This is a genomic window from Variovorax monticola (assembly GCF_051216855.1).
GTDB lineage: Bacteria > Pseudomonadota > Gammaproteobacteria > Burkholderiales > Burkholderiaceae_C > Variovorax.
In genome coordinates this window covers 683,674-709,007 of the sequence record NZ_JBPJZP010000003.1, presented here as the reverse complement: position 1 = coordinate 709,007, position 25,334 = coordinate 683,674, and the positions used below count along the sequence as shown (strand labels likewise).

Below are 25,334 nucleotides of genomic sequence, written 5' to 3'. Positions count from 1 at the left end.
CCGCTCCCGGGTGCTGCCGATCGGCACCGGAGGCGCGTCAGCCCGTGAGCCAGCCGAAGAAGCGCAGCACCTCATCGCGCTGCGCCATGGCATCGGCCCGCCCGAGCGCCATCAGCTCGCGTGTGTAGCCCGACTCGAACAGCAGGTAGCTCGCCAGCGCGCCGCCCTTCACGTCGGCCGCGACCTTCGAGCCGCCCAGCAGGTGCCGCACCGCGCCGGGCAGCGCGTCCACGTGGCGCGCCGCGATCACGTCCAGCCGTTCCGAGGGCGAGATCACCAGCAGGTCGAGCGGACGCAGCGCGCTCGCTGCGCGCGCCTCCTCGGGAATCAGCCCTAGCGTGTGGTTGATGCGGCGCAGGCGCTCGATGTCCACCGCCAGCGCGTCCAGGAAGATGCTCGACAGCGCATGGCCCGCGATCTGCGCCATGGTCGGATAGCCGCTGTGCGTGTTGGGCGCGGGGGTCTCGCGCGGCTCGTGCATGCGGCCCGCGCCGACCACCAGGATGCGCTGCGCGCCCAGGTGGATGGCCGCCGCGATGGGCGCCGACTGGCGCATCGAGCCGTCGCCAAAGTACTCGGTGTGGCCTTGCTGCATCGGCAGGGCCGTGGCCGGGAACACGAACGGAATGGCCGAGGAGGCCAGCAGGTGCTGGTGCGTGATGCGGTCGCGCACCGACAGGCGCTGCGAGCGCACCCAGGGCTCCATGGGCACGGCCGCCTCGAAGAAGGTGACGTGTTCTCCCGAGCTGTAGCTCGACGCGGTCACGGCCAGCGCCTGCACGTGGCCTTCGGCCATCAGCCGGGGCAGCCGGTCGAGCGGCACGATGCGCTGCAGGAGCTCGGCCAGCGGCCGGTTGTCGAGCAGCGACTTCGGCTTGATGCGCATCCAGTTGGCCGCGAAGCGCCCCAGGCCGAGCAGCATGCGCCAGCGCGTGCCGCGGCCGATGACCGAGAGCGAATCGGCGCGGTATACCTGCTCGGCGCGGAACTCGCTCCAGACCTTGGCGATGTGCGCCACCATGGCGTCGAAGTTGTCGGCGCCGCAGGCCAGCGCGGCCGCGTTGATGGCGCCGGCCGAGGTGCCGGTGATGACGCGGAAGGGGTTGCCGGTGCCGGTGACGGCGGGGCCGGCGGCGCGCCGGATGTCTGCAATGGCCTCCAGCACGCCCACCTGGTAGGCAGCCCGTGCGCCGCCTCCGGTGAGCAGCAGGCCGGTGACGGGGGGTGTCTCTGGCATTTGTTTTGTTTCAGGCTATTGAAGGGCCGTTCGATGCGGCCTTGGCGAGCGAACTAGACTACCCGCCATTCAGGAGTTAGATCAATGGCACTCACCCCAGAAGGGCTCATGGACGCGCTCAAGGCCGTCGCAGACCCTAACACCGGCAAGGAATTCGTGGCGAGCCGGTCGCTCAAGAACCTGCAGATTTCAGAGGCCGACGTGTCGTTCGAGCTCGAGCTCGGCTACCCCGCCAAAAGCCAGCATGCGGCCATCCGCAAGGCGCTGGTAGCCGCCGCGAAAACGGTGCCCGGCGTGGAGAACGTGTCGGTCAACATCGTCACCAAGGTCATCAGCCATGCCGTGCAGCGCGGCGTGCAGCTGATGCCCAACGTGAAGAACATCATCGCGGTGGCCTCGGGCAAGGGCGGCGTGGGCAAGAGCACCACGGCCGCCAACCTGGCGCTGGCGCTCGCCGCCGAAGGCGCCACCGTGGGCCTGCTGGACGCCGACATCTACGGCCCGAGCCAGCCCATGATGATGGGCATCGCGGGCCGCCCCGACAGCGCCGACGGCAAGACCATGGAACCCATGGAGCGCCACGGCGTGCAGGTGATGTCGATCGGCTTCCTGGTCGACCAGGACCAGGCCATGATCTGGCGCGGTCCCATGGCCACGCAGGCGCTGGAGCAGCTGCTGCGCCAGACCAACTGGAAAGACCTCGACTACCTGATCGTCGACATGCCCCCGGGCACCGGCGACATCCAGCTCACGCTGAGCCAGCGCGTGCCGATGACGGGCGCGGTGATTGTCACCACGCCGCAGGACATCGCGCTGCTCGACGCCAAGAAGGGCATCAAGATGTTCGAGAAGGTCGGCGTGCCGATCCTGGGCATCGTGGAAAACATGGCAGTGCACATCTGCTCGAACTGCGGTCATGCGGAACACATCTTCGGCGCGGACGGCGGCAAGAAGATGGCGTCTGAATACCAGATGGCGTACCTCGGCGCGCTGCCGCTGGACATCAAGATCCGCCTGCAGGCCGACAGCGGCACGCCTACCGTGGTGTCGGAGCCCGACAGCGATGTGGCCGGGCTCTACAAGGACGTGGCGCGCCGCGTGGCCGTGGGCATTGCAGAAAAGGCCAAGGACTTCTCGGCGAAGTTCCCGACGATCTCGATCAGCAAGAACACCTAGAGAGCAAGCGCAATGAACCTGCTCGCCTCCATGCGCTACCTGGTGGCGCTGAACGAGCACAAGCACTTCGGCCGCGCGGCACAGGCCTGCCACATCACGCAGCCCGCGTTGTCGAACGCACTGCGTGCATTGGAGAGCGAATTCGGCGTGGTCATCGTCAGGCGCGCCCGCGTGTACGTCGGCCTCACGCACGAGGGCGAGCGCGTGCTGGCCACGGCGCAGCGCATGCTGAGGGACAACGAAGTGCTGCTGCAGGAACTGCGCAGCGAAGAAGGCGACCCCCACGGGCGCCTGCGCATGGCGGCCGTGCCCACGGCCATACCGATGCTGTCGCGTTTCGCGGCCATGCTGCAGCAGCGGCACCACGGCATCGTGCCGGCCGTGCTGTCGATGAGTTCGCAAGACCTGGAGACGGGGCTCGAGAGCCTGTCGGTCGACCTCGCGCTCGGCTACACCGAGCGCATGCACCTGCCGGGCGTCAAGCTCACGGCGTGGCCGCAGAGCATCGAACACTACTTCCTGCTGCGCCGCGCGAAGAAGGCATCGACCGACCAGCTGCGCATCGGCAGGCCCATGACCTGGGCCGAGGCCGGCAAGCTGCCGCTGTGCCTGCTCACGCCCGACATGCACAACCGCACCATCGTCGACCAGGCGCTGCGCGAGGCCGGCGCAGCAGTAACGCCGGCCATCGAGACCAACTCCGTGCTCACGCTGGCGCTGGCCGTGAGCGTGGGCACCGTCAGCAGCGTGCTGCCTGGCGGCATGGTGGCGGCGGTGCGAAGCCACCGCGAACTGGAGGCGCTGCCGCTCGTGGCACCCGAAGTGCGCACGCCCGTCGGCTTCATGACGCAGGACGGGGTGCGCCCCTCGCGCGCGCTCGAGGCCGCGCTGGCCTTCATGCAAACGCCCGAGTGGCAAGCCCAGGTGCAACAGCACAGCGGCACCCTCGGAGAGTGAATGGACCGGTTCATTTACTTATTGAATCGGGCCATGCGTTGATCAAATTTGACGCGGCATAAAGCGTTCACTCACACTCCGCGGCCCGGATCGGCAACTACGTACACATCCGGCGAACAAGGAGAAATATGGCAGGTTCATCTGCAGGCGTTCTCGAGGGAGAGCGCATCAACGGAGGCGGCGTGCAACAGCAACCCGGCTTCCTGGACAAGGAACGCATCATCGCGGGCCCGGGCTTCAACCGCTGGCTGGTGCCCCCCGCCGCACTGGCCATCCACCTGTGCATCGGCATGGCCTACGGCTTCTCGGTGTTCTGGCTGCCGCTGTCGAAAGCACTCGGCACCGCGGGCACCGGCGCACAGGCCTGCGCCAAGGACATGAGCTTTTTCGCCGAGCTCTTCGCCACCACCTGCGACTGGCGCGTGGCCACGCTCGGCTGGATGTACACGCTGTTCTTCGTCTTCCTCGGCTGCTCGGCGGCCCTGTGGGGCGGCTGGCTCGAGCGGGCCGGCCCGCGCAAGGCCGGCGTGGTGTCGGCCGTGTGCTGGTGCGGCGGCATGCTGCTGTCGGCGCTCGGTATTCACCTGCACCAGTTCTGGCTGATGATTCTCGGCTCGGGCGTGATCGGCGGCATCGGCCTGGGGCTTGGCTACATCTCGCCGGTGAGCACGCTGATCAAGTGGTTCCCCGACCGCCGCGGCATGGCCACCGGCATGGCGATCATGGGCTTCGGCGGCGGCGCGATGATCGGCTCGCCGCTGGCGGTCGACCTGATGAAGCGCTTCGGTACCTCGACCGACGTGGGCGTGATGCAGACCTTCGTGGTCATGGCGCTCGGCTACTTCGTCTTCATGATGGCCGGCGCGCTGGGCTACCGCGTGCCGCCCTCGGGCTGGAAGCCCGAAGGCTGGACGCCGCCCCCGGCGCAGACCAGCAACACCATGATCACCCAGCGCCACGTGCACGTGAACAAGGTCTGGGGCATTCCCCAGTTCTGGCTCGTGTGGCTGGTGCTGTGCATGAACGTGAGCGCCGGCATCGGCGTGATCGGCATGGCCTCGCCGATGCTGCAGGAGGTGTTCGGCGGCGCGCTGATCGACCTGCCGGCCAGGTACGGCCAGCTCGACAAGGCGCAGCTCGCGGCCATCGCGGTGGTGGCGGGTGGGTTCACCGCGCTGCTGTCGCTGTTCAACATCGGCGGTCGCTTCGTATGGGCCAGCCTGTCGGACAAGCTGGGGCGCAAGCTGACCTACACGGTGTTCTTCGTGCTCGGCGCCGTGCTGTACGCGAGCATTCCCTCGTCGGCCAGCGCAGGCAGCAAGCTGCTGTTCGTGGGCGCGTGCTGCGTCATCGTGTCGATGTACGGCGGCGGCTTTGCCACGGTGCCGGCCTACCTGGCCGACCTGTTCGGCACGCAGTTCGTGGGCGCCATCCATGGCCGCCTGCTCACCGCATGGGCCACGGCGGGCATCCTGGGTCCGGTGGTGGTGAACTACATGCGCGAGTACCAGCTGGGCCTGGGGCTGCCGCGCGAGCAGGTCTACAACCAGACCATGTACATCCTGGTGGGCATGCTGGTGATCGGCTTCATCGCCAACCTGCTGGTGCGCCCGGTGGCCGACAAGCACTTCATGAGCGACGCCGAGCTGGCCGTCGAGAAGAAGCTGGCGCACGAGAAGGCCTCGGCTGCCGAAGTGGGCCGCGGCTCGGGCCGTGTCGACGCGGTGAGCCCGCTGGTGGTGGCGCTGGCCTGGATCGCCGTGGGCATTCCCCTGGCGTGGGGCGTCTACAAGACCCTGGTCAGCGCGGCCAAGTTCTTCGGCTGACCCTTTTGACCACCGGCTCGGCCGGCTTGAACGGTCAGCGGCCCGAAGGCTGCGCGGCGAACACCTCGATCGCCGCCAGCCGGGCCACCGAACGGCCCGGCTTCACGTCGCCCGCCATCACCAGCCGGGCCATGCCGTTGCGGCCCAGCGGCGCGCCGTTCAGGCTGTAGGCGACCAGCGCCGCGCGGTTGCCCGATTCGGGTGCGATCTCGGCCAGCGAGACCACCGCGCGGTAGCCGTCGCTGCCGACCAGCACCGCATACATCGACAGCACCGGGTTGCGCACCGCGGTGTCGGGCCTGAGGCCCACCGACGCATCGTTCAGCAAGGCCCAGAGGCTCACACCGGTGAAGCTGTTGCCGCCGACCGTCTGCGTGACGGCGGGCAGGGCTTGCAGCGCTGCCAGGTCGAAGCTGGCGCGCCGGGCGACGGCACCGGAGACGGTGAATGAGGGCGAGATGCCTTCGCCGGCCGCCATGCCGGGTGCGGTCGGCGCAACGGCGATGGGCGGACTTGCTGCGCAACCGGCCAGCGTCGCGAACGCCGCTGCGACGGCGGCGCGACACAGCCATCGCGTGGACAGGAACAGGGTGCGGTCTTTCATCGGAACTCCTCGTTTCCCCTTGGGGCGGGCGCGTCGTATTCATTCTTGCATAGCGATGAACCGGGGGCGACGGCCCGCCGCGGGCGGACAATGGCGGCCCGCATTGGTTTACGCTTCGTGCCCACATGAAATCCAAAGTCCAGTTCCGCCTGCGCGTCTACCGGGACGACACCATCGCCATCGGTCCCGGCAAGATCGCCGTGCTCGAAGCCGTGGCCGAGACCGGCTCGATCTCCGCGGCCGCCCGGCTGCTCGGCATGTCGTACCGCCGTGCCTGGATGCTGATCGACGAGATGAACCATGCGCTGGCCTCGCCCGCCGTGAACACCGCGGCCGGCGGCTCTCGCGGCGGCGGCACGGCGCTCACGCCGGTGGGCGAGGACCTCGTCAAGCATTACCGGGCCATCGAAAACGCGGCGCGGCTGGCCACGGCGGCGGACATTCGCGCGCTGACCCGGCTGCTGGCGCCATGAATTCAGAGCCCGCCGCGGTTGTCTGCCGCCCTGTCGGCCTCGTGCACTGCCGCTTCACCGAAGCCACCGGCATGCCGATCCAGACGGCCGGCGCGCCCGAGGAAACAGGCCGCCTCGAGGTGTTCGCCGAGTTCGCGCCGGGCCTGCGCGACATCGAGGGCTTCGACTACCTGATCCTCGTCACCCACCTGCACCGGTGCGCGCACGAGCGGCTGGAAGTGGTGCCCTTCCTGGACGACGCATCGCACGGCGTCTTCGCCACCCGCGCCCCCGCGCGGCCCAATCGGCTGGGCCTGTCGATCGTGCGGCTCGTGTCCGTGGAAGGCACCACGCTGCACTTCGCCGGCAACGACATGATGGACGGCACGCCCGTGCTCGACATCAAGCCCTATGTGCCGAAGTTCGATGTGCGCCAGACCGAGCGCACAGGCTGGTTCGGCGCCAGGCTCGACCAGCTGCCGCGCATCCGCTCCGACGACCGGATGGGCTGAACCGCCGCACGCGCGCACCGGGGGCGACACCTGCGCGATACCTGCGCGATACCTGCGCGATACCCGCGTCATTGCGCCCGGTGGTCGATCCAGGCGGCTTGCCGGCGCAGCACCTCGCCGATGTCGTTGGCGTCCGCGTCGGCCACCAGGAAAGACTGGCTCCTGCCGTCGGGCCCGGTGATGGAGAGCACGAACCCGTCGGCGTCCATGGCGCGCTCGATGCGCCATTCATGCACCTGCGTCACGTGGCGAAGCTCCGGCCGCCCGGAGATCGAGCGGACAACGGTGTCGTGGGCGGATGGGCGCATGGGGACTGTTTCCTACGCTGTATTCCTCAGTATATGAAGACTCATGGCTTTGCGCACCCCCGTGAGAACCTTGAGCCTCACCGTGTAACAATCCCGCCGTATTTTCATGAACACGACGAACTCGCTCATCGCTTCGACCGACTGGTTCCCGCTGGTGCTGTCGCTCAAGGTCGCCGCCGTCGCGACCGTGCTGGCGCTGGTGGCCGGCGTGGCGCTGGGCTGGGTGTTCGCGCGCAAGCGCTTCTTCGGGCGCACCGTGCTGGAGGCCGTGTTCATGCTGCCGCTGGTGCTGCCGCCCACGGTGATCGGCTACGCCATCCTGGTGGCGGCCGGCCGCCGCAGCCCGCTGGGCGCCTGGCTGCGCGAGCACCTCGACTACACCATCATCTTCAGCTGGCACGGCGCCGTGGTGGCCTCGGCCGTGGTGGCGCTGCCGCTGGTCCTGAAGTCGGCCAGCGCCGCCTTCGCGAACGTCGACCGCTCGCTCGAAGCGGCGGCCAGCACGCTGCGGCAGTCGCCGTTGTCCGTCTTCCTGCGCGTCACGCTGCCGCTGGCCTGGCCCGGCATCCTGGCCGGCACGCTGCTCGCGTTCGCGCGGGCCATGGGCGAGTTCGGCGCGTCGCTGATGGTGGCGGGCTCCATCCCCAAGCAGACCCAGACGCTGTCGATGGCCATCTACGACGCGGTGCAGGCCGGGCATGACGACCTGGCGCTGCTGCTGGTCATCGTGACCTCGGTGCTGTCGATCACCGTGCTGGTGCTGTCGAACCGCTTCTTTTCACTTCGCTGATTTCATTCTTGCAAGGAGTTGCACATGCGTTCTTTCCGTCTCTTGTCACTCGCGTCCGTGTTCGTGGCCCTTGCCCTGCCCCTGGCCGCCGCCGCGCAGCAGATCACCGTGTCCGCCGCCGCCAGCCTGACCGACGCATTCAAGGAAATCGGCCCCAGGTTCGAGGCCGCCAGGTCGGGCGCCACCGTGCGCTTCAACTTCGCCGCCTCGGGCGTGCTGCTGCAGCAGATCGGCCAGGGCGCGCCCGTGGACGTTTTCGCCAGCGCCGACCAGGACACCATGAACCGCGCCGTCGAGCAGAAGCTGATCGACACCGCCACCCGCAAGGACTTCGTCACCAACAGCCTGGTGCTCATCGAGCCCGCGAAGGAAGCCGTGGGCGTGAAGACGCTGCAGGACCTGGGCGGCGCCAACGTGAAGAAGATCGCCGTCGGCAAGGTCGCCACCGTACCGGTCGGCCGCTACACCAAGCAGGTGCTGGACGGCGCCAACCTGTGGACCTCGCTCGAACCCAAGTTCGTGCAGGCCGACAGCGTGCGCCAGGTGCTCGACTACGTGAGCCGCGGCGAGGTCGAGGCCGGTTTCGTCTACCGCACCGACGCGGCCGTGGCCGGCGACAAGGTGAAGATCGCCTTCACGCCCACCGGCCACACGCCCGTGACCTACCCGATCGCCGTGGTGGCCGACAGCAAGCAGAAGGCGCTGGCCGGCGACTTCGTCGTGTTCCTGTCGACGCCCGCGGCCCAGGAAGTGCTCACGCGCTACGGCTTCGGCAAGCCATGATCGATGTCGATCTGAAACTCACGGTGAAGGACGGGGCACGACGCTTCGACCTCGCCGTGCGCTTTCAGACCGACGTGCCCTTCGCCGCGCTCTACGGCCCGTCGGGCGCGGGCAAGTCGCTCACCTTGCAGGCCATTGCCGGCCTGCTGCATCCCGCGTCGGGCCATGTGCGCCTGGACGGGCGCACGCTGTACGACTCGGCCCGGGGCATCGACGTGCCCGCGCCGGCGCGCCGCGTGGGCTACCTGTTCCAGGACTACGCGCTGTTCCCGCACCTGAGCGTGCGCGAGAACGTGTCCTTCGGGCTGACCGCCTGGCACCGCCGCAAGCCGAGCACGAAAGACGCCGAGCGCGTGCAGGCACTGCTCGACAGCTTCGGCCTCGCGGCGCTGGCCGACAGCCGGCCGCAGAAGCTGTCGGGCGGCCAGCAGCAGCGCGTGGCGCTCGCCCGCGCACTGGCCTGCGAGCCGCAGGTGCTGCTGCTCGACGAGCCCTTTGCCGCGCTCAACCCCATGCTGCGCGCCGAGCTGCGCAACGAGCTCGCCCAGGTGCGCAAGGACTGGGGCATTCCCGTGCTGATGATCACGCACGACATCGAGGACGTGCTCGCGCTGGCCGACGTGGCCTTCGTCTACGCCGACGGCCAGGTGGTGCGCGAGATCGACCTGCACAACGCCCAGAGCCGCGACTTCGCGCTGCGCGACATTGCGGGGGTGCAGGCAATCGGAGACACGCCGCTGCGCAGCAGGTTGCGTGGGTTGTTGATGCAGGACGCAACGGGCTGACGTCCGTGCATCGCATAAGCGATACACTTTGGCAATGAAAACCGCCACTATTCCTTCCGTGCGTGTAGAGCCCGAGTTTCGGGACGAGGTCGAGCAGGTGCTTGGCAAGGGCGAGTCCTTGTCCCAGTTCGTCGAGACGGCCGTTCGCGCCTGTGTGCTCCAGCGAAAGAGCCAGGCCGAATTTGTGGCGCGCGGCATGAAGTCGCTCGCCATCGCGCGCCGCAGCGGTGACTATGTCGATGCGAGCGAGGTGGTAGATCGCCTGAAGGCAAAGCTCGAATCGGCGAAGAAGCGGCAGGACGCGGCGCGCCGGTGAGTTACGCGGTCCGGTTCACGCGCCAGGCGGCTGAAGACCTGGAGCGGCTGTACGACTTCGTTCTTGAGCGGGAACTCGAAAGGGGCGGTGACCTGGAACTGGCCTCGCGGGCTCTCGATGCCATTGAACACGGGATTGCCGCACTCGCTTTTTCACCCTTCACTTGCCGCAAGGCAGGCGACAGCCCCTTCATCCGCGAACTCGTGATTCCGTTCGGCGCCAGCGGCTACGTCGCATTGTTTGAAATAGAGGCGAGCGACTCGATCGTCGTGGCTGCGGTCCGGCACCAGCGCGAAGACGACTACCAATGAACGGCAAAGGCCGGCTGTTCGACGGGGGGGTCATTTCCGTTTTGAATCGCCGCATGTGCCAATCCAATTTGACGGCGACACCCGAGGGGCGAACACTCCTGCCATGAGCGAGCAGAAGATCGAGTTTTACAAGGGTCCCGCCGGCGGCTGGGGCGCGTTGCGCAGCGTCACCAACGCGCTGCTGCGCCAGGACATTCCCATCAAGGGCGCCAAGACGCTGCTGTCGGCCAACCAGCCCGACGGTTTCGACTGCCCCGGCTGCGCCTGGCCCGACCGCAACCATGCCTCGACCTTCGAGTTCTGCGAGAACGGCGTGAAGGCCGTGGCCGCCGAAGCCACCGCGCGCCGCGCCGGCCCGGAGCTTTTCGCCAAGCACACCGTGGCCCAGTTGGCCGGGCAGAGCGACTTCTGGCTCGAAGACCAGGGCCGCCTCACGCACCCCATGGCCTACGACGCGGCCAGCGACAAGTACGTGCCCATCGAATGGGACGACGCCTTCGCGCGCATAGCCCGGCACCTGAACGCGCTGCCCGATCCGAACCAGGCCATCTTCTACACCTCGGGTCGCGCGAGCAACGAGGCGGCCTTCTTGTACCAGCTGTTCGTGCGCGAGTACGGCACCAACAACTTCCCCGACTGCTCGAACATGTGCCACGAGCCCAGCGGCAGCGGCATGCGCCCGCAGATCGGCGTGGGCAAGGGCACGGTCACGCTCGAAGACTTCGAGAAGGCCGACGCCATCTTCATCTTCGGCCAGAACCCCGGCACCAACCATCCGCGCATGCTCGGCGAGCTGCGCGCGGCGTCGAAGCGCGGGGCGCGCATCGTGAGCTTCAACCCGCTGCGCGAGCGCGGCCTGGAGCGCTTCGCCGACCCGCAGGACAAGCTCGAGATGGCCACCATGGGCTCCACGCCCATCAGCACGCACTACTTCCAGCTGCGCGTGGGCGGCGACTTCTCGGCCCTCAAGGGGATGATGAAGCACGTCATCGAGCGCGAGGACGCGGCCGTGGCGCGCGGCGAGCCCTCGGTGCTCGACCATGAATTCATCGCCACCCACACCACCGGCTTCGAGGCACTGGCCGACGACCTGCGCGCCGAGTCGTGGGGCATCCTGGTGCAGGAGTCGGGCCTGAGCGAGGAACAGATGCGCGCGGCGGCCGACGTGTACCTGGGCGCCGAGCGGGTCATCGCCTGCTGGGGCATGGGCATCACGCAGCACCAGCACTCGGTGGCCACCATCCAGATGATCGGCAACTGGCTCATGCTGTGCGGCCACATGGGCCGCGAAGGCGCGGGCGCCTGCCCGGTGCGCGGGCACAGCAACGTGCAGGGCGACCGCACCATGGGCATCTGGGAAAAGCCGCCTGCTGCGCTGCTCGACCGGCTGCAGCAGGTGTTCGGCTTCGAGCCGCCGCGCGAGAACGGCGTGGACACGGTCGAGGCCATCCGGCTCATGCTGGACGGCAAGGGCAAGGTGTTCTTCGCGCTCGGCGGCAACTTCGCGGCCGCCACGCCCGACACCTACCAGACCTGGAAGGGCCTGCAGAAGTGCGACCTCACGGTGCACGTGACCACCAAGCTCAACCGCAGCCACGTGATCCACGGGCGCGAGGCCCTCATTCTTCCGTGCCTGGGCCGCACCGAAATCGACATGCAGGTCGCCGGTCCGCAGGGCGTGACGGTGGAAGATTCGATGAGCATGGTGCACATCTCGATGGGCATCAACCCGCCCGCGTCGGAGCAGCTGCTGTCCGAGCCGGCCATCGTGGCGCGGCTGGCCGAGGCCACCATCGGCGCGCGCAGCAGGACGCCGTGGCTCTGGCTCGTAGAGGACTACGCGCGCATCCGCGACAAGATCGAAGCCGTGTTCGACGACTTCAAGGACTTCAACGCCCGCGTGGCGCACCCCGGGGGCTTTCGCCTGCGCAACACGGCGAGCGAGCGCGTGTGGAACACCGAGTCCAGGAAGGCCGTGTTCTTCACCCACGCCGTGCCGCTGGACACGCACGCGCACCGCGCCCGCGCGCGCTTCGCGAAGAAGGGCGACACCATCGTCTTCACGCTGCTGACCACGCGCTCGCACGACCAGTACAACACCACCATCTACGGCATGGACGACCGCTACCGCGGCGTGTTCGGCCAGCGCCGCGTGGTGTTCATCCACAAGGAAGACATCCGCCAGCTGGGCATGAAGGACGGCGACTGGGTCGACATCCAGACCGTGTGGAGCGACGGCCAGGAGCGCCGGGCCGACCGCTTCAAGCTGGTGGCCTACGACATCCCGCGCGGCAACCTCGCGGCGTATTACCCCGAGACCAATCCGCTGGTGCCGCTGTCGTCGGTGGCCGAGAACGCGGGCACGCCGACCTCCAAATCCATTCCCGTGGTGCTGTCGCTGCATGGGGCACCCGCGCCTGCCGACGCCGATACCGATACCGTGGCGGCATGACCGCTGCAGCCTTCGACGTCGATGCCTTTGCCGTCGCCATCCTGCGCGCGCTGGCCGAGGCGCCGGGCGAGGGCGGCATGTCGCTGCCGCGCCTGGGCAAGCGGCTGGGTCAGGGCGCGAGCGTGGTGATGCGCCAGCTCACGCTGATGGGCGACGCGGCCATCGGCGGCGTGCGCGGGCCCGGCTGGGTGCGCGTGGTGCAACTCGACGACCGCTGGGTCGCGCACCTCACCGATGCCGGGCGCGCCCTGGTCGACAGCCTGCCGGCTGAGGAAAACCCCGGCTGAGCAGACAATGGCCGCGGCCATGACAGACACCAACGAAACAGACTCCCTGCCGTCGCTCGTGCGGCATGCCGTGCACGTCTTCGGCGAGCGCGGTCTCTTGCCCCAAGGCGTGGTGCGCGACGACACGCTGGCGGCCGAGGTGCCGGTGGCGCTGGTGTTCAACGGCGTGTCGCACGCGGTGATGATGGCCACGCCGCAAGACCTGGAGGCCTTCGCACTGGGCTTCTCGCTGAGCGAAGGCATTCTCGACACCGCCGCCGATTGCCGCGGCATCGATGTGCAGGTGGTCGATGCCTCCGACGCCGGCCTGCCCGAAGGCATGCCCGGCATCGAGGTGCAGCTCGATATTTCCACTCGCAGCTTCGAGCGGCTGAAAGACCGCCGCCGCAGCCTCGCCGGCCGCACCGGTTGCGGCGTGTGCGGCGTCGAAAGCTTCGCGGGGCTCGACCTCACGCCGCAGCGCGTACCGCCACGCGCGTGGATCGAGCGCATCGACCTGGCCACCGTGCTGCGCGCCTTCGCCGCCATGCCGCCGGGCCAGGTGCTCAACGCCGAGGCGGGCGCCATCCACGCGGCCGCATGGGCCACGGTCGACGGCGAGCTCACTGATCTCATGGAGGACGTCGGACGCCACAACGCGCTCGACAAACTGCTCGGCAAGCTTGCGCTGGCGGGCCGGCTTGAAGAACCGGGCTTCGTGCTGATGTCCAGCCGCGGCAGCCACGAGCTGGTGCGCAAGTGCGCGCGCCTGGGCATTGCGGCGATGGCCACCATTTCCGCGCCGACCTCGATGGGCGTGCGCATGGCCGAGCTCAGCGGGCTGCGGTTCTGGGGGCTGTGCCGCGCGCCGCGTGGGGTGCTCTATGCAGACGGGCAACGCAGCGGCATTTGAGTGTCGCGAGCTGCGGCGAAGCGCAGTGCGCGTGGGGTCGACCATGAACGATCAGTTGTGCAAACTGATAACAAAACACAGTCGTTTTGTTAATCCTGTTTGCGCTCGCTCATGCAACGACGTTGCATAGTTAACGGAACGCCTGAGAATTCTCCAGGTCACGTTTGGCCACATATGTGCAGCCCAACGCCGCATGAAGATCCGCGCCCCGCAGCGTATTCCGCGCCGCGCAATGCCGGATTTTCATGCCCCTGTGTTTACGCTTTCGCGCGCCGCAACTGCTGCGCGCCGCGCCTGTTGTCTGCCTGCTGCTGGGCGCATCGTCCGGCGCCCTCGCGCAGGCCAACCCTTCGTCTCCCGATTCCTTCGTCGAGCAATTGCGCCAGCAGGAGCGCGAACGCGCCTTGCGCGAGCAGCAGCAGAAGTCGGTCGACGCCCGCCTGCCGGACGCGCCGATGGCCGATGCGGCTCGTCTGTCCGACACCGAGTCGCCATGCTTTCGCATTGATCGTGTCGTACTTTCAGGTGAGCGTTCTGAAGATTTCCAGTGGGCGCTGGACGCCGCCGCCGGCCCCGAGGCGAACGACAACCCGTCAGGTCGTTGCCTGGGTAGCCAGGGCGTCAACATCGTCATAGCGCGCCTGCAGCAGGCCGTCATTGCCAGGGGCTTCGTCACCACCCGTGTGCTGGCTGCATCCCAGGACCTGGCCACCGGCACGCTGACCTTCACGCTCGTTCCCGGGCGCATCGCCGCCATTCGTGCAACGCCCGATTCGAGCAACCGCTTCGGCGGCAATCGCCTGTTGCTTCTGGGCGCGATTCCCACCCGCCCCGGCGACCTGCTCAACCTGCGGGACATCGAACAGGGCCTTGAGAACCTCAAGCGCGCGCCCACCGCCGAAGCCGACATCCAGATCGAGCCGTCCGCGGCGTCCAACGCCCGCCCCGGCGACAGCGACCTCGTTGTCAAGTACGTGCAGGCCCGCATGCTGCGCGGCACGCTGAGCGCGGACGACAGCGGCACCGAAGCCACCGGCCGGTACCAGTCCGGCGCCACCGTCTCGGTCGACAACCTCTTCGGCCTCAACGACCTTTTCTACGTCAATGGCAGCCACAGCATCGACGGACATGTGCTGGGCAATCCGCGCCGAGGCACCGAGGGGCAGACCGTTCACTACTCGCTGCCCTGGGGCTACTGGCTGCTGGGTTTCAGCGCGTCGAACAGCCAGTACAGCCAGACCGTGGCGGGCTTGAATCAGGACTACGTCTACGCCGGCAAGACCCACAGCGCCGAGCTCAAGCTCTCGCGCCTTGTCTACTGGGACCAGCGCCGCAAGACCACCTTTGCCGTTCGCACCTTGCGCCGCGAATCGCGCAGCTTTGTCGACGACACCCAGATCGGGAACCAGCACCGCGTCGTGGGCGCCTGGGAGGCCAGCCTGAGCCACAAGGAATTCATGGGCGAGGCCACGCTGGACGGCACCTTCGCCTTGCGTCAGGGCACTGGCGCCTTCGGTGCGAAGCGCGCACCTGAGGAGGCCTTCGACGAAGGCACCAGCCGCATGCGGCTGGTGACGCTCGACGCAAGCCTCAACGCGCCTTTCAAGCTCGGCGCGCAGAAGTTGCGGTATGCCGGCCAATGGCGCGTGCAGTGGAACCAGACCCCGCTCACGCCGCAAGACCGCTTCGGCATCGGCGGGCGCTACACCGTGCGCGGGTTCGACGGCGAGACCAGCCTGCTCGGCGAGCGCGGCTGGTTCCTGCGCAACGACATCGGCTGGGCTGTCGGGCAGAGCGGCGCCGAAGCCTATGTCGGCATCGACTACGGCCATGTGAGCGGCCCGTCGGCGCGGGCGCTGCTGGGCAACGACCTGGCGGGCGGCGTGATCGGCGTGCGCGGGACCTGGAAAGGCCTGAACTGCGACGTCTTCGTCGGGGCCCCCATCAGCAAGCCCGAGGGCTATCGCACGGCCAGGGTCACGACGGGGTTCAACCTCAATTTCAGTTTCTGAGCGCAGGGAGAAAACACAATGAACAAGCACCTTCACCGGATCATCTTCAATGCCGCGCGCGGCGTGCGCATGGTGGTTCAGGAAACCGCGACCAGCACTGGCAAAGGGGCGTCGAAAGGCACTTCCAAAGGCACCCCCAAAGCCACCGGCAAGGCGACGACTGCGGCCTCGGCCGCGCTCTTCGGTGTGCTGGTCGCGTTGCCCGGCCAAGCCCAGATCGTCTCCGGCCCCCCGGTGCCAGGCCCCCTGCGCCCGACGGTGCTGGTGGCGCCCAACGGCGTGCCGCTCGTCAACATCCAGACGCCCTCGGCCGCAGGCGTGAGCCGCAATGTCTACCAGCAGTTCGACGTGATGCGCAACGGCGCCATCCTGAACAACAGCCGCGTGAACGTGCAGACGCAGCTCGGCGGGTTCGTTCAAGGCAACGCCTGGTTGGCCAGGGGACCGGCGCGCGTCATCCTGAACGAAATCAACAGCGGCAGCCCGACGCAACTGCGGGGGTATGTCGAGGTCGGCGGCCAGCGCGCTGAAGTGATCATCGCGAACCCGGCCGGCATCAGCGTGGACGGCGGTGGCTTCATCAACGCGAGCCGCGCCACGCTGACCACGGGCGTGCCGCAGTTCAACGCGATGGGCGGGCTCGACAGCTTTGTGGTGCGCGGGGGCACCGTCAGCATCGAAGGCGCAGGGCTCGACTTCGGCAAGGCCGACTACGCGGCCATCCTGGCGCGCGCCGTGCAGGTCAACGCGGGCATCTGGGCGAGCGAGCTGAAGGTGGTGGCCGGTGCCAACCAGGTGTGGTCGGATTCGGGGCAGGTCACGCCGGTGGCCGGCACCGGTGCTGTGCCGACGTATGCGCTCGACGTGGCCGCGCTGGGTGGTATGTATGCGCAAAAGATCACGCTCGTCGGCACCGAAGCCGGGCTGGGCGTGCGCAATGCGGGCAGCCTCGGCGCGGGTGCGGGCGGTCTCGTCGTGACCGCGCAGGGCCGGCTGGAGAACACAGGGACGCTCGAGGGGCAGCGGGTCGAACTCGCGAGCAGCGGCGACATCGACAACCGTGGGGGGACGATTCGCCAGACGAGCATGGCCGCGCTCACGATCGATTCGCCGGTGCTGAGCAATACGCGGGGCGGCGTGATCGGCGCGGAGCCTGCGGCGCCGGGCGATGGGGCAAGTGGCGTAGCAAGTGCGGCAAGTGCGGGCAATGCGCCTTCCAGCCTGGCCACCTCGACTGCAACCGCCTCGACCGGCGGCACCTTGCCCGGCAGCTCGTCGTACGCCCCGCTGGCTCCCGGCGCCATCACCGCTGCCGGCACGATCCGGAACGACGGCGGCCGCATCTACGCGGGCGGCCCCATCACGCTCAAGACCCCGCAGATCGACAACGCGGGCGGCACGCTCAACGTGGCCACCATGGCCGTGACCGGCGCACGCTTCAGCAACGCGGGCGGAACGCTCAACGTCAGTCAAAGCTTCGGTGCGAATGTGGGCCAGTTCGACAACACGGGCGGCAAACTGAACGCGGGCAGCGTGAACATCACTGCGAGCGGCGACCTGCTCAATGTGGACGGCACGCTCATCAGCGGCAGCGATGCCCACCTCGTGGTGGGAGGCCGAATCGACAACACACGCGGCACCCTCGCCGCCATGGGTCGCTTGACGGCCCAGGTGACGAAGGCCGTCGACAACACCGCCGGCACCGTCAGCGCCGGGACCGACCTCTACGTGAAGGCGCAAGCGCTGAACACCAGCGGAGCGATGCGCGGGGTGAACGACACGACGCTCGTTGTCGATGGCGCGCTGGTCAACGAAGGCAGCATCACTGCCGGTCGCCACACCGCGATCGACGCCGGCAAGGTGGCCTCCGGCAGTGCCAGTCTGCTCGGCGCCGGCGTGCAGAACGACGGCAAGCTGGGCGCCGCGGGCGATCTGCGCGTGACCAGCACCGGTGCGCTGGTCGCCAACGGCACGAACCTCGCCGCAGGCAATGCGATGCTGCAAGGCGCAAGCGTCGACCTCTCTGGCAAGCAGACGAGCGCGGCGAACATCGCCGTCACCTCGACGCAAGGCGATGTAAAGACCGGCAAGGCGACGATCGCGACGCCAGGCACGTTGAGCATTCTTGCCAATGCACAGGCCGGTCAAACGCTGGTGAACGAGGGCGGCAAGCTCAATGCCGACCGGTTGAACCTGAAGGTATCGAACATCGCCAACACCAAGCTTGGCGAGATCGTGCAGACCGGCACCGCCGCAACCACCGTGGCTGTCTCCGGCACGCTGAACAACGACGGCGGGCGCATTGCCAGCAACAGCCAGGACCTGAGCCTGCGCGCGGCTGCGTTCGGCAATGCCGCGGGCAAGATCGAGCATGCCGGTGCGGGCACCCTGCGCATCGAGGGCGGCAGCTACAGCGCAGCAGGCGGCGAAATTACTGGCAATGGCGCGCTGGTCGTCGATATGAGCAGCAGCTTCCAGCAAGACGGCGGCCGGACCAACGCCAGGCAGATCACCATCGGCGCCGGCTCGCTGAGCAATCGCGGTGGCAAGATCGCCGGCACTTCGCTGTCGGTCGACACCCGTGGCGGCGCGTTGGACAACGGCGCCAAGGGCACGATGACGGCGACGGGCGCGGTCACGCTGCGCTCGGGTGCGCTGAACAACGACGCGGGCTTGATCCAGTCGGACGGCGCATTGCTGATCGACACGAACCGGCAAACGCTGGCCAACACCAACGCGGCCGACTTCCGCAACCAACCGCAAGACCTGGCGGGTGGCATCGTGAGCGCAGGCACGCTCACGCTGAAGACGGGGGCGCTGAACAACACGGCAGGCGCCATCGGTTCGAAGGATGCATTGACGGCCGACACGCTGGCCTTCACCAACACCGGCAAGGGCGTGGTGCTCGGCCAGGCCACGGTGAACGTCAAGACCAACGGCGCCGGCTACGACAACGCCGGCGGCCAGACGCTGGCCGCCTCTGACCTCGGCCTCGATGCCGGGGGCGGGACGATCGGCAACAACGGCGGATTGATCCGTTCGACCGCCACGGCCACGCTCAAGGCCGGCAGCGTCGTCAACACGAACACGCCAAGTGCCGAACAAGGCATCGAGGGCAAGAACGTCGTTGTCACCGGCAGCGTGGAAGTGAACAACACCGGGGGGCGGATCTCCGCGGTGGAGACGCTTTCCATCAAGGATCCGAACGCAGCCGACCCTGCCGCCAGGACCTTGTCCATCGTCAACACCAATGGCGTGCTCATGGGCGGGCAGCCCGCCGCGCTCGGCGCCGACGGAAAGATGAACAGCGGCGTGGGCGGCGTATTTCTGGGAGCGAAGTCGTTCAGCGGCGATGGTCAGGTGATCTCGGCCAACGACCTGGGCATTGCGCTCGTGCAGGACGTCACCCACAACGGACAGGTCAGCGTCAACGGCAACCTGACCTACACCACCACCGGCAAGTTCACGAACAACGCAAAGCTGTTGGCGGGGCAGACGCTCACGGTGGGGGGCAGCAGTGTCGACAACACCGCCGGTGCGGAAATGTCCGGCAGGAACACCATCGTCAATGCCGGCGCAACGCTGACCAACCGCGGGTTGATCGACAGCGCCGGGGCGACGCAGATCAACGCGGGCACGTTGAACAACGTGGGCACGGGACGCATCTACGGCAACGCCGTTTCCGTGGCGGCGGGCACGCTCGACAACTACGCCGAGACCGTCGGCGGCGTGACCAAGGCCGCAACCATCGCGGCGCGCGAAACGCTGAACATCGGCGCCGACACCGTCAGCAACCGCGAGCATGCGTTGATCTTCAGCGGCGGCACGGGCGCCAACGCCATGAAGATCGGCGGCAGGCTCGACGGGAACCGCGAGGCCACGACCAGCGGCAGCGTTCTGGACAACCTGAGCGCGGACATCGAGTCGCTGGGCGGCATGACCATTTCGATGGGCCAGGTTAACAACCGGGACATCCATATTCAGAAGGGCGCGCCCACGGTGACGCCAGGCCTTGCAGTGGGGGCCGCGCCGGCCACCGCGGTGGGCAATGGCGTCAATAAAATCTATCCGTTGGAGCAGGTCCGCCTCGATCCGGCCACCGGGTCGATGTACCTGCTCAAGCCCAACGGCGGTGGCGAGGAACTCATCGGCACCGGCGGCTACGGCGTGTGGACCAACATTCTCACCACGAGCGAGGACACGGCGACCCACATCGACCCGGCGCACCTCGTCGCCGGCGGTGACATGCGCGTCAACGGGCGCCTGTACAACCAGGACAGCCAGGTGCTCGCCGGTGGAACCATCACCGCGACCGACTACGTGGCCGAGCAGATGACCGGCCAGCGCACGGTGAAGGGCATTGCCTCCGTGGTCAACCAAAGGAACGAAGCCGGGCTGACGAACGTTCCGCTCGACGCGGCGCCCGTCACGCTCAACCTCGGCGCCTACAAGTATCAGCCGAACATCAATGCCACCAACGGCTACAACGCGGGCAGCGCGGCAACAGGCGCCGCTGGCGGCGCGGGTGGCACGGGCGGCGTGAGCGGCGGCCCGGGGACCATCGTGGAGGTGCCGGCCAAGACCGGATCGGCCCTGGCGACAGCGGGCAGTGCGGGCGGACCGGGCGCCAGCCAGACGGTGCCCATGGTGGTGCGCACGAGCATGCCCAACATCCGCATTCCGAACGCCAGCCTGTTCGGCCTTCGCGCAGGTGGCTCCGGCTACCTGATCGAGACCGACCCGCGTTTTGCGAACTACCGCGCCTGGCTGAGCAGCGACTATCTGCTGAACCGGATGGGACTGGACCCGAACAACACGCTCAAACGCCTGGGCGACGGCTTCTACGAGCAAAAGCTCATTCGCGAGCAGGTGGCGCAGCTGACGGGCTATCGCTACCTGGACGGGTTCTCCGACGACGATGCGCAGTACCTTGAGCTGATGAACGCAGGGTCGACCTTCGCTGCGCAATACGGGCTGCGGCCGGGCATTGCGTTGAGCGCGGCGCAGATGGCACAGTTGACCAGCGACATCGTGTGGCTGGTGGAGCAGACCGTGACGCTTCCCGATGGGAGCACACAGCGCGTGCTGGTGCCGCAGGTGTATGTGCGCGTGCGCCCGGGGGATATCGACGGCTCGGGCGCGCTGCTGAGTGCCGACGCAACCGTGATCAAAAGTTCGGGAGACCTGGTCAACACGGGCACCATCGCAGGCCGCTCGCTGGTGTCCATCAACGCGGAGAACGTCGACAACCTGGGCGGGCGAATTGCAGGCGGCAGCATTGGCATCAACGCCCGCAACGACCTGAACAACATCGGCGGCAGCATCACCGCGCGGGACGCCGCCGTTCTGACGGCCGGGCGCGACATCAACATTCGAACCACCACGCAAAGCGCTGGCAACACGACCGGCATCGACCGCGTGGCCGGCGTCTATGTGACCAACCCGGGTGGCACGTTGATCGCCTCAGCCGGGCGGGACGCCAACATCGTCGGTGCCGCCCTGGTGAGCGCGGGGGCTGCAGCCGTCGGCGCCGGGCGAAACATCAACCTGGGAACCGTTTCCGAGGGCTACACCATCGTGGGTTCGGGCAAGGGCGTTGCCGCCATCGCTTCGGAGCGCCGTGAAGTCGGCTCCGTGATTCAGGGGCAGGACAACGTGCGCCTGGCTGCCGGCAACGATCTGAACATCCGGGCCGGCGCGGTCGCCAGCATGGACGGTGCGTTGATTGCGACGGCCGGGCACGATATCAACGTCACGGCCGGCCAGGCCACGAGCAGCGTGGCGGGTGCATCGCGGCGGTCGTCCAGCACCCCGTTCAAGAAGAGCAGTTCGAGCACCCTGGACAGCTCCAGCACCACCGACGTGCTGTCCAGCAGCCTGAGCGGCAAGAGCATGGCACTGGTGGCGGGCAACGACATCAACCTGCAGGCTGCGCAGCTTCGCTCCGAAGATGCCATGAGCCTGTCGGCTGGGCGTGACATCAACCTCACGACAGCGAACCGCACGAACCAGGAACTCCATGCGTCGCAGAGCAAGCGCAGCGGCACGGTCTTCGGTCAGCTCACCGCGGCCACCGCCTTTGCGGGCGATCCCACGGCGGTGGCCAGCGCGGGCAACAAGAATGCCTCGAACCGTGCCGAGGCCAGCATCACCACCACGGCCATCGGCACCAGCATTTCGGCGGGCAGCCTGCAAACCGTGAGCGGACGGGACACGACGCTGCGAGCGGCTACCGTGGTTGCGGACAACGACATCACCATGCTGGCGGGGCGCAACCTCACGATCGAGAGTGCGCAGAACACGAGCATCGAGAGCAGCTACAACAGCAACAGCAAGTCGGGGATGGTCGGCACCTGGTACAACCCGGCCATCGGGAACATCAAGGGTTCGCAAGCCACGACGACCACCCGCACAACCCAGCAGGCCAGCCAGGTGGCCAGCTTGCAGGGCAACGTGACCTTGATCGCGGGCAACGAGTACCGCCAGACCGCCAGCAGCATCATGGCCGCGGGCCAGGCAGGTTCCCTGGTGGGCGGCGACGTGAACATTCTTGCGAAGAACGTCGTCATCAACGAGGCCTACAACACCACGCAGTCGATCAGCGTGGACAAGAACTCCAGCACGATCGTAGGCGGCAGCGCGAGCATCGGCGGCATCAGCACCGACACGCTCAGGGGCGCGTCCAGCACCATCAAGGCCATGGGCAATACCGGCGACAGCCGCATGCAGGCGCTGGGCATCGTCAATCTTGCGATGAGTGGCAAGCAGGCCTACGACACGGCCAGTGCGCTCGCAAGCGGTGGCGGCTTGAGCTACGGCGTGAGCGTCAATGTCAGCCGCAATTCGAGCGAAAGCACCAGCCTCACCAACAGCAGCGAAGCGGTGGGTTCCAGCGTGGTGGGTGCGAACAACGTCAACATCGTGGCGACCGGCGGGGACAAGGCCTCCAACATCCGCGCCATCGGATCGACCATTGCAGCGGGCAACACGGTCAATCTGGCGGCGGACAACGACATCACGCTGGAGGCCAGCCGCACTTCCGTCGTGACGACCGGCAAGAATTCCAGCAACGGTGCCAACGTGGGTGTGACCTTCGGTGCCGGTGCCCAGAACGGCTTCAGCATTCAGCTGGGTGTGAGCAACGGCAAGGGCCATAGCGACCAGAACGACCTGAGCTACAACGCGACGCAGGTCAGCGGCGGCAAGGCCGTGAACATCTCCAGCGGCGGCGACCTCACGCTGAGGGGCGCCACGGTAGAGGCCAACCGCGTGACAGCCGATGTGGGCGGCAACCTGAGCATCGAGAGCTTGCAGGACGTGAGCGTGGGCGAGTCGCGGCAGAGCAGTTCGGGGCTGAACCTGAGCTTGTGCATTCCGCCCATCTGCTACGGAGCGGTTGCGACAGTGGGTGCGAGTGCTGCCGGCGCCAAGGCCGACGGGGTCTTCATCAGTCCGGCCGTGCAATCGAGCATCAAGGCCGGCGACGGCGGCTTCGATGTGAAGGTCGCGGGCAATACCGATCTGAAGGGAGCGGTGATCGAGAGCACGCAGGCTGCGATCGACGGGGGCAAGAACAGCTTCGACACGGGTGGTGCGCTCACCATGAGTGACCTGCAGAACGTGAGCCAGTCGAGCGGAAGCAGTTATTCGGTCAGTGGGAGCGTGAGCGTGGGTTACACCACGGCACCGAAAGCTGCGACCGAAACGGCACCTGCCAAGGAGATGACTGCCGCATGGTCCGGGCCGAACAGCCGGCCCGGTGGCAGCGCGGGCGTGGGCAGTTTCAGTGGCAACAACCAGAGCAGCGTCACGAAGTCTGGTATCTCGGGCATTGCGGGTGATCAATCGGTACGAACAGGGGACAACAGCAGCACGGGCACCTTGATCAAGGATTGGAACACCCAGGACATCGTCAAGAACGTGCAGGCGCAGGCGCAGATCACGCAGCAGTTCAATCAGAACGCGGCGCGCGAAATCGGCACTTACGCCAACAAGAAATACGATGAGTTGAAGAACAGCGACCCAGTGGAAGCTGCGAAATGGGCGGAGGGCGGTGAGTACAGAGCGGCCGCCCATGCTGCAGCTGGCGCATTGAGTGGTGGTGTGGCAGGTGCATTGGGCGCTGGGGCGAGTGCTGCACTGATGCCACGCATTGGCGACGCCATTGACGAGATGGGACTGGCAGTGCCAGTTGCGCAGGCGCTCGGCGCCGCGACTTCTGCGGCAGTTGGCGGAATGTTTGGAGGCGTAGCCGGCGCGGCTACTGCTTATGGCGTCGACATCAACAACAGGCAGTCGACTCCTGCTGAGAAGAGGCGAGTCACAACACTCCAAGAGGGGAAAACCGTCGATCAACGTCAACGCTTGGAAGATGCCGCGTGCGCGTTGACTCGTTGTGCTTACGGAATTGATCCTAACGATCTGAGATATTCAGCTGCAGTGTCATCGCAAAACAGAGGCACTCAGTATTTAGACGAACAGCGCGACTTGAAGGCGACGGGGTTGTTTAATTACGACGCATGGAATGCGGCTTCTGACAGCGTCGCGGTGGCGAGCTACGGAATACGTAATGAATTGAAAAGTGCGGGACGTGGTGCTGCAAATGTAGCAGCAAACATAGCCGATGATTTTGCCCTCTCCGTCTCATCGTTTAACCCACAATTGCCGCCGGACGATATTGGGGGTAAAGGCCCCACGGCTGGAGGTGGGGGTGCTGTCGTTACGCCGATGCCGATCTGCACGCCCGCAGGTTGCGTGATCGCGCCTGTAATTGTCGGGTCGCCGGGGCATTTTCCAAGTAACTGGACATTTTCATCCGAAAATCAAGATGACGGTAAGAAGGGCACTAATAATCCAGCGAATACCGCTAATTATGGGCCTTATAAAAAACAGATCGAACTTGAAAATCTCAAAAACATAGCCGCGTCTGATCCGAGACTAGCCGCAACTATTAATGGAAGCGGAAAAGCGAATCCAAACTACAATATTGGAAGTGGATCAGTAGCGGAAGCTGATCAACTGGGTAAAACTTGGGTCGGCGATGGTGCGAAAAGATTGAGTGATTCTTCTGGCTGGATGAGTGCGGATGGAACTCGAATCTATCGTTCGCCTACTCAAAAATCTTCATCTTTTGCAACGACCGGTGTACAAGCAAATTTTGAAACTTATGCAATTAACCCGATCACTGGACAGCGAGTGAAGACGGGAAATGGACATCTGAATGTCAAATAGGAAAATAATGAAGGCAATCGTAAAAGACATTTTTTGTGATGAGTTTAATCTCCGTTCATATTCGCCGGACGATGGTCGAAGTTTTTCAATTCAATTGAGAATAAGGATAGGGCTCATTGATTCCGAAGGGGCGGATGATTTTGAGTTGATTGTATGCACCCCGAAATGGATGGTAGAAAATTTTTATGGACCGAAATGGGGTCGCCATTTACTCATCGTTCCTGAATATGATTACAACTGCATAGAGAAATTTATTTGCTCCCATGTTGGTCAATGTACAGGAAAAGATTGGGTGGAAATCGCTGCCAAGCTTGCAAGAGTATTTTTTTGGGAATTTGAAGATTATCAAATGTGAGTCGTTGTCAAAGAGGTACTTCATGGCGCTCGACACCCAAGAGGTGGC

Annotated in this window: 19 protein-coding genes; 16 read left to right on the top strand and 3 right to left on the bottom strand. The window is 66.4% G+C overall.

The genetic code is table 11. The features are described from left to right. Positions 1-37 precede the first annotated feature (37 nt). A complete protein-coding gene (locus ACSFA5_RS14480; protein WP_435444726.1) occupies positions 38-1,237 on the bottom strand; it encodes a patatin-like phospholipase family protein in 1,200 nt (399 codons plus the stop codon). 84 nt (positions 1,238-1,321) lie between these two features. Between ACSFA5_RS14480 and apbC the strand changes: the two genes are divergently transcribed. From apbC to ACSFA5_RS14465, 3 genes are all read left to right on the top strand, one after another. Further along, complete coding sequence (gene apbC / locus ACSFA5_RS14475; RefSeq protein ID WP_435444725.1) at positions 1,322-2,413, top strand: iron-sulfur cluster carrier protein ApbC; 1,092 nt, start codon at positions 1,322-1,324, stop codon at positions 2,411-2,413. 12 nt (positions 2,414-2,425) lie between these two features. Beyond that, positions 2,426-3,370 (top strand): LysR substrate-binding domain-containing protein, encoded by a 945-nt coding sequence (locus ACSFA5_RS14470; RefSeq protein ID WP_435444724.1) that lies wholly within the window; start codon positions 2,426-2,428, stop codon positions 3,368-3,370. Positions 3,371-3,498: 128 nt separating this feature from the next. Continuing rightward, positions 3,499-5,196 carry an OFA family MFS transporter gene (locus tag ACSFA5_RS14465; RefSeq protein ID WP_435444723.1) on the top strand — a complete coding sequence of 566 codons (1,698 nt, stop codon included), beginning with the start codon at positions 3,499-3,501 and terminating at the stop codon, positions 5,194-5,196. Positions 5,197-5,230: 34 nt separating this feature from the next. Here ACSFA5_RS14465 and ACSFA5_RS14460 read toward each other — a convergent pair whose 3' ends face one another. After that, positions 5,231-5,800 carry a molybdopterin-dependent oxidoreductase gene (locus ACSFA5_RS14460; RefSeq protein ID WP_435444722.1) on the bottom strand — a complete coding sequence of 190 codons (570 nt, stop codon included), beginning with the start codon at positions 5,798-5,800 and terminating at the stop codon, positions 5,231-5,233. A 125-nt stretch (positions 5,801-5,925) separates the two neighbouring features. On the opposite strand from ACSFA5_RS14460, the gene ACSFA5_RS14455 reads away from it, so the two are divergent. Together ACSFA5_RS14455 and tsaA are read left to right on the top strand one after the other, a co-directional pair. Next, positions 5,926-6,273 (top strand): winged helix-turn-helix domain-containing protein, encoded by a 348-nt coding sequence (locus ACSFA5_RS14455; protein ID WP_435444721.1) that lies wholly within the window; start codon positions 5,926-5,928, stop codon positions 6,271-6,273. Next, entirely contained in the window at positions 6,270-6,764 is a 495-nt protein-coding gene (gene tsaA, locus ACSFA5_RS14450; RefSeq protein ID WP_435444720.1) for a tRNA (N6-threonylcarbamoyladenosine(37)-N6)-methyltransferase TrmO, read from the top strand. The genes ACSFA5_RS14455 and tsaA overlap by 4 nt, the downstream gene beginning before the upstream one ends. 68 nt (positions 6,765-6,832) lie before the next feature. Here tsaA and ACSFA5_RS14445 read toward each other — a convergent pair whose 3' ends face one another. Continuing rightward, the gene (locus ACSFA5_RS14445) at positions 6,833-7,072 is read right to left on the bottom strand and encodes a hypothetical protein (RefSeq protein WP_435444719.1); all 240 of its coding nucleotides are present in this window, start codon (positions 7,070-7,072) and stop codon (positions 6,833-6,835) included. Positions 7,073-7,178: 106 nt separating this feature from the next. Between ACSFA5_RS14445 and modB the strand changes: the two genes are divergently transcribed. The 11 genes from modB to ACSFA5_RS14390 all read left to right on the top strand — a co-directional run bounded on the left by modB (position 7,179) and on the right by ACSFA5_RS14390 (position 25,286). Then, positions 7,179-7,862, top strand: coding sequence for a molybdate ABC transporter permease subunit (gene modB, locus ACSFA5_RS14440; RefSeq protein ID WP_435444718.1), 684 nt, complete (start codon positions 7,179-7,181; stop codon positions 7,860-7,862). A 24-nt stretch (positions 7,863-7,886) separates the two neighbouring features. Then, positions 7,887-8,645 (top strand): molybdate ABC transporter substrate-binding protein, encoded by a 759-nt coding sequence (modA, locus tag ACSFA5_RS14435; RefSeq protein ID WP_435444717.1) that lies wholly within the window; start codon positions 7,887-7,889, stop codon positions 8,643-8,645. Continuing rightward, a complete protein-coding gene (locus ACSFA5_RS14430) occupies positions 8,642-9,430 on the top strand; it encodes an ABC transporter ATP-binding protein (RefSeq protein ID WP_435444716.1) in 789 nt (262 codons plus the stop codon). The genes modA and ACSFA5_RS14430 overlap by 4 nt, the downstream gene beginning before the upstream one ends. A gap of 34 nt (positions 9,431-9,464) precedes the next feature. Further along, positions 9,465-9,746 (top strand): YlcI/YnfO family protein, encoded by a 282-nt coding sequence (locus tag ACSFA5_RS14425; RefSeq protein WP_435444715.1) that lies wholly within the window; start codon positions 9,465-9,467, stop codon positions 9,744-9,746. Next, positions 9,743-10,057 carry a type II toxin-antitoxin system RelE/ParE family toxin gene (locus ACSFA5_RS14420; protein WP_435444714.1) on the top strand — a complete coding sequence of 105 codons (315 nt, stop codon included), beginning with the start codon at positions 9,743-9,745 and terminating at the stop codon, positions 10,055-10,057. The genes ACSFA5_RS14425 and ACSFA5_RS14420 overlap by 4 nt, the downstream gene beginning before the upstream one ends. Before the next feature lie 103 nt (positions 10,058-10,160). Then, a complete protein-coding gene (locus ACSFA5_RS14415; RefSeq protein WP_435444713.1) occupies positions 10,161-12,509 on the top strand; it encodes an FdhF/YdeP family oxidoreductase in 2,349 nt (782 codons plus the stop codon). Then, positions 12,506-12,796 (top strand): hypothetical protein, encoded by a 291-nt coding sequence (locus ACSFA5_RS14410; RefSeq protein WP_435444712.1) that lies wholly within the window; start codon positions 12,506-12,508, stop codon positions 12,794-12,796. The genes ACSFA5_RS14415 and ACSFA5_RS14410 overlap by 4 nt, the downstream gene beginning before the upstream one ends. A 19-nt stretch (positions 12,797-12,815) precedes the next feature. After that, positions 12,816-13,688 carry a formate dehydrogenase accessory sulfurtransferase FdhD gene (gene fdhD / locus ACSFA5_RS14405; RefSeq protein ID WP_435444711.1) on the top strand — a complete coding sequence of 291 codons (873 nt, stop codon included), beginning with the start codon at positions 12,816-12,818 and terminating at the stop codon, positions 13,686-13,688. Positions 13,689-13,933: 245 nt separating this feature from the next. After that, positions 13,934-15,700, top strand: a complete 1,767-nt coding sequence (locus ACSFA5_RS14400) for a ShlB/FhaC/HecB family hemolysin secretion/activation protein (RefSeq protein ID WP_435444710.1) — start codon at positions 13,934-13,936, stop codon at positions 15,698-15,700. An 18-nt stretch (positions 15,701-15,718) separates the two neighbouring features. Further along, positions 15,719-24,931, top strand: coding sequence for a hemagglutinin repeat-containing protein (locus ACSFA5_RS14395; RefSeq protein ID WP_435444709.1), 9,213 nt, complete (start codon positions 15,719-15,721; stop codon positions 24,929-24,931). Continuing rightward, positions 24,921-25,286 (top strand): immunity 8 family protein, encoded by a 366-nt coding sequence (locus ACSFA5_RS14390; RefSeq protein ID WP_435444708.1) that lies wholly within the window; start codon positions 24,921-24,923, stop codon positions 25,284-25,286. Before ACSFA5_RS14395 ends, ACSFA5_RS14390 begins: the two co-directional genes overlap by 11 nt. The last annotated feature ends 48 nt before the right edge of the window (positions 25,287-25,334 follow it).

Excerpts from the sequence above, each read along its gene's own strand:
- ACSFA5_RS14480 (WP_435444726.1), bottom strand. The coding sequence starts at position 1,237 with ATGCCAGAGACACCCCCCGTCACCGGCCTGCTGCTCACCGGAGGCGGC.
- apbC (WP_435444725.1), top strand. The coding sequence starts at position 1,322 with ATGGCACTCACCCCAGAAGGGCTCATGGACGCGCTCAAGGCCGTCGCA.
- ACSFA5_RS14470 (WP_435444724.1), top strand. The coding sequence starts at position 2,426 with ATGAACCTGCTCGCCTCCATGCGCTACCTGGTGGCGCTGAACGAGCAC.
- ACSFA5_RS14465 (WP_435444723.1), top strand. The coding sequence starts at position 3,499 with ATGGCAGGTTCATCTGCAGGCGTTCTCGAGGGAGAGCGCATCAACGGA.
- ACSFA5_RS14460 (WP_435444722.1), bottom strand. The coding sequence starts at position 5,800 with ATGAAAGACCGCACCCTGTTCCTGTCCACGCGATGGCTGTGTCGCGCC.
- ACSFA5_RS14455 (WP_435444721.1), top strand. The coding sequence starts at position 5,926 with ATGAAATCCAAAGTCCAGTTCCGCCTGCGCGTCTACCGGGACGACACC.
- tsaA (WP_435444720.1), top strand. The coding sequence starts at position 6,270 with ATGAATTCAGAGCCCGCCGCGGTTGTCTGCCGCCCTGTCGGCCTCGTG.
- ACSFA5_RS14445 (WP_435444719.1), bottom strand. The coding sequence starts at position 7,072 with ATGCGCCCATCCGCCCACGACACCGTTGTCCGCTCGATCTCCGGGCGG.
- modB (WP_435444718.1), top strand. The coding sequence starts at position 7,179 with ATGAACACGACGAACTCGCTCATCGCTTCGACCGACTGGTTCCCGCTG.
- modA (WP_435444717.1), top strand. The coding sequence starts at position 7,887 with ATGCGTTCTTTCCGTCTCTTGTCACTCGCGTCCGTGTTCGTGGCCCTT.
- ACSFA5_RS14430 (WP_435444716.1), top strand. The coding sequence starts at position 8,642 with ATGATCGATGTCGATCTGAAACTCACGGTGAAGGACGGGGCACGACGC.
- ACSFA5_RS14425 (WP_435444715.1), top strand. The coding sequence starts at position 9,465 with ATGAAAACCGCCACTATTCCTTCCGTGCGTGTAGAGCCCGAGTTTCGG.
- ACSFA5_RS14415 (WP_435444713.1), top strand. The coding sequence starts at position 10,161 with ATGAGCGAGCAGAAGATCGAGTTTTACAAGGGTCCCGCCGGCGGCTGG.
- ACSFA5_RS14410 (WP_435444712.1), top strand. The coding sequence starts at position 12,506 with ATGACCGCTGCAGCCTTCGACGTCGATGCCTTTGCCGTCGCCATCCTG.
- fdhD (WP_435444711.1), top strand. The coding sequence starts at position 12,816 with ATGACAGACACCAACGAAACAGACTCCCTGCCGTCGCTCGTGCGGCAT.
- ACSFA5_RS14400 (WP_435444710.1), top strand. The coding sequence starts at position 13,934 with ATGCCCCTGTGTTTACGCTTTCGCGCGCCGCAACTGCTGCGCGCCGCG.
- ACSFA5_RS14395 (WP_435444709.1), top strand. The coding sequence starts at position 15,719 with ATGAACAAGCACCTTCACCGGATCATCTTCAATGCCGCGCGCGGCGTG.
- ACSFA5_RS14390 (WP_435444708.1), top strand. The coding sequence starts at position 24,921 with ATGTCAAATAGGAAAATAATGAAGGCAATCGTAAAAGACATTTTTTGT.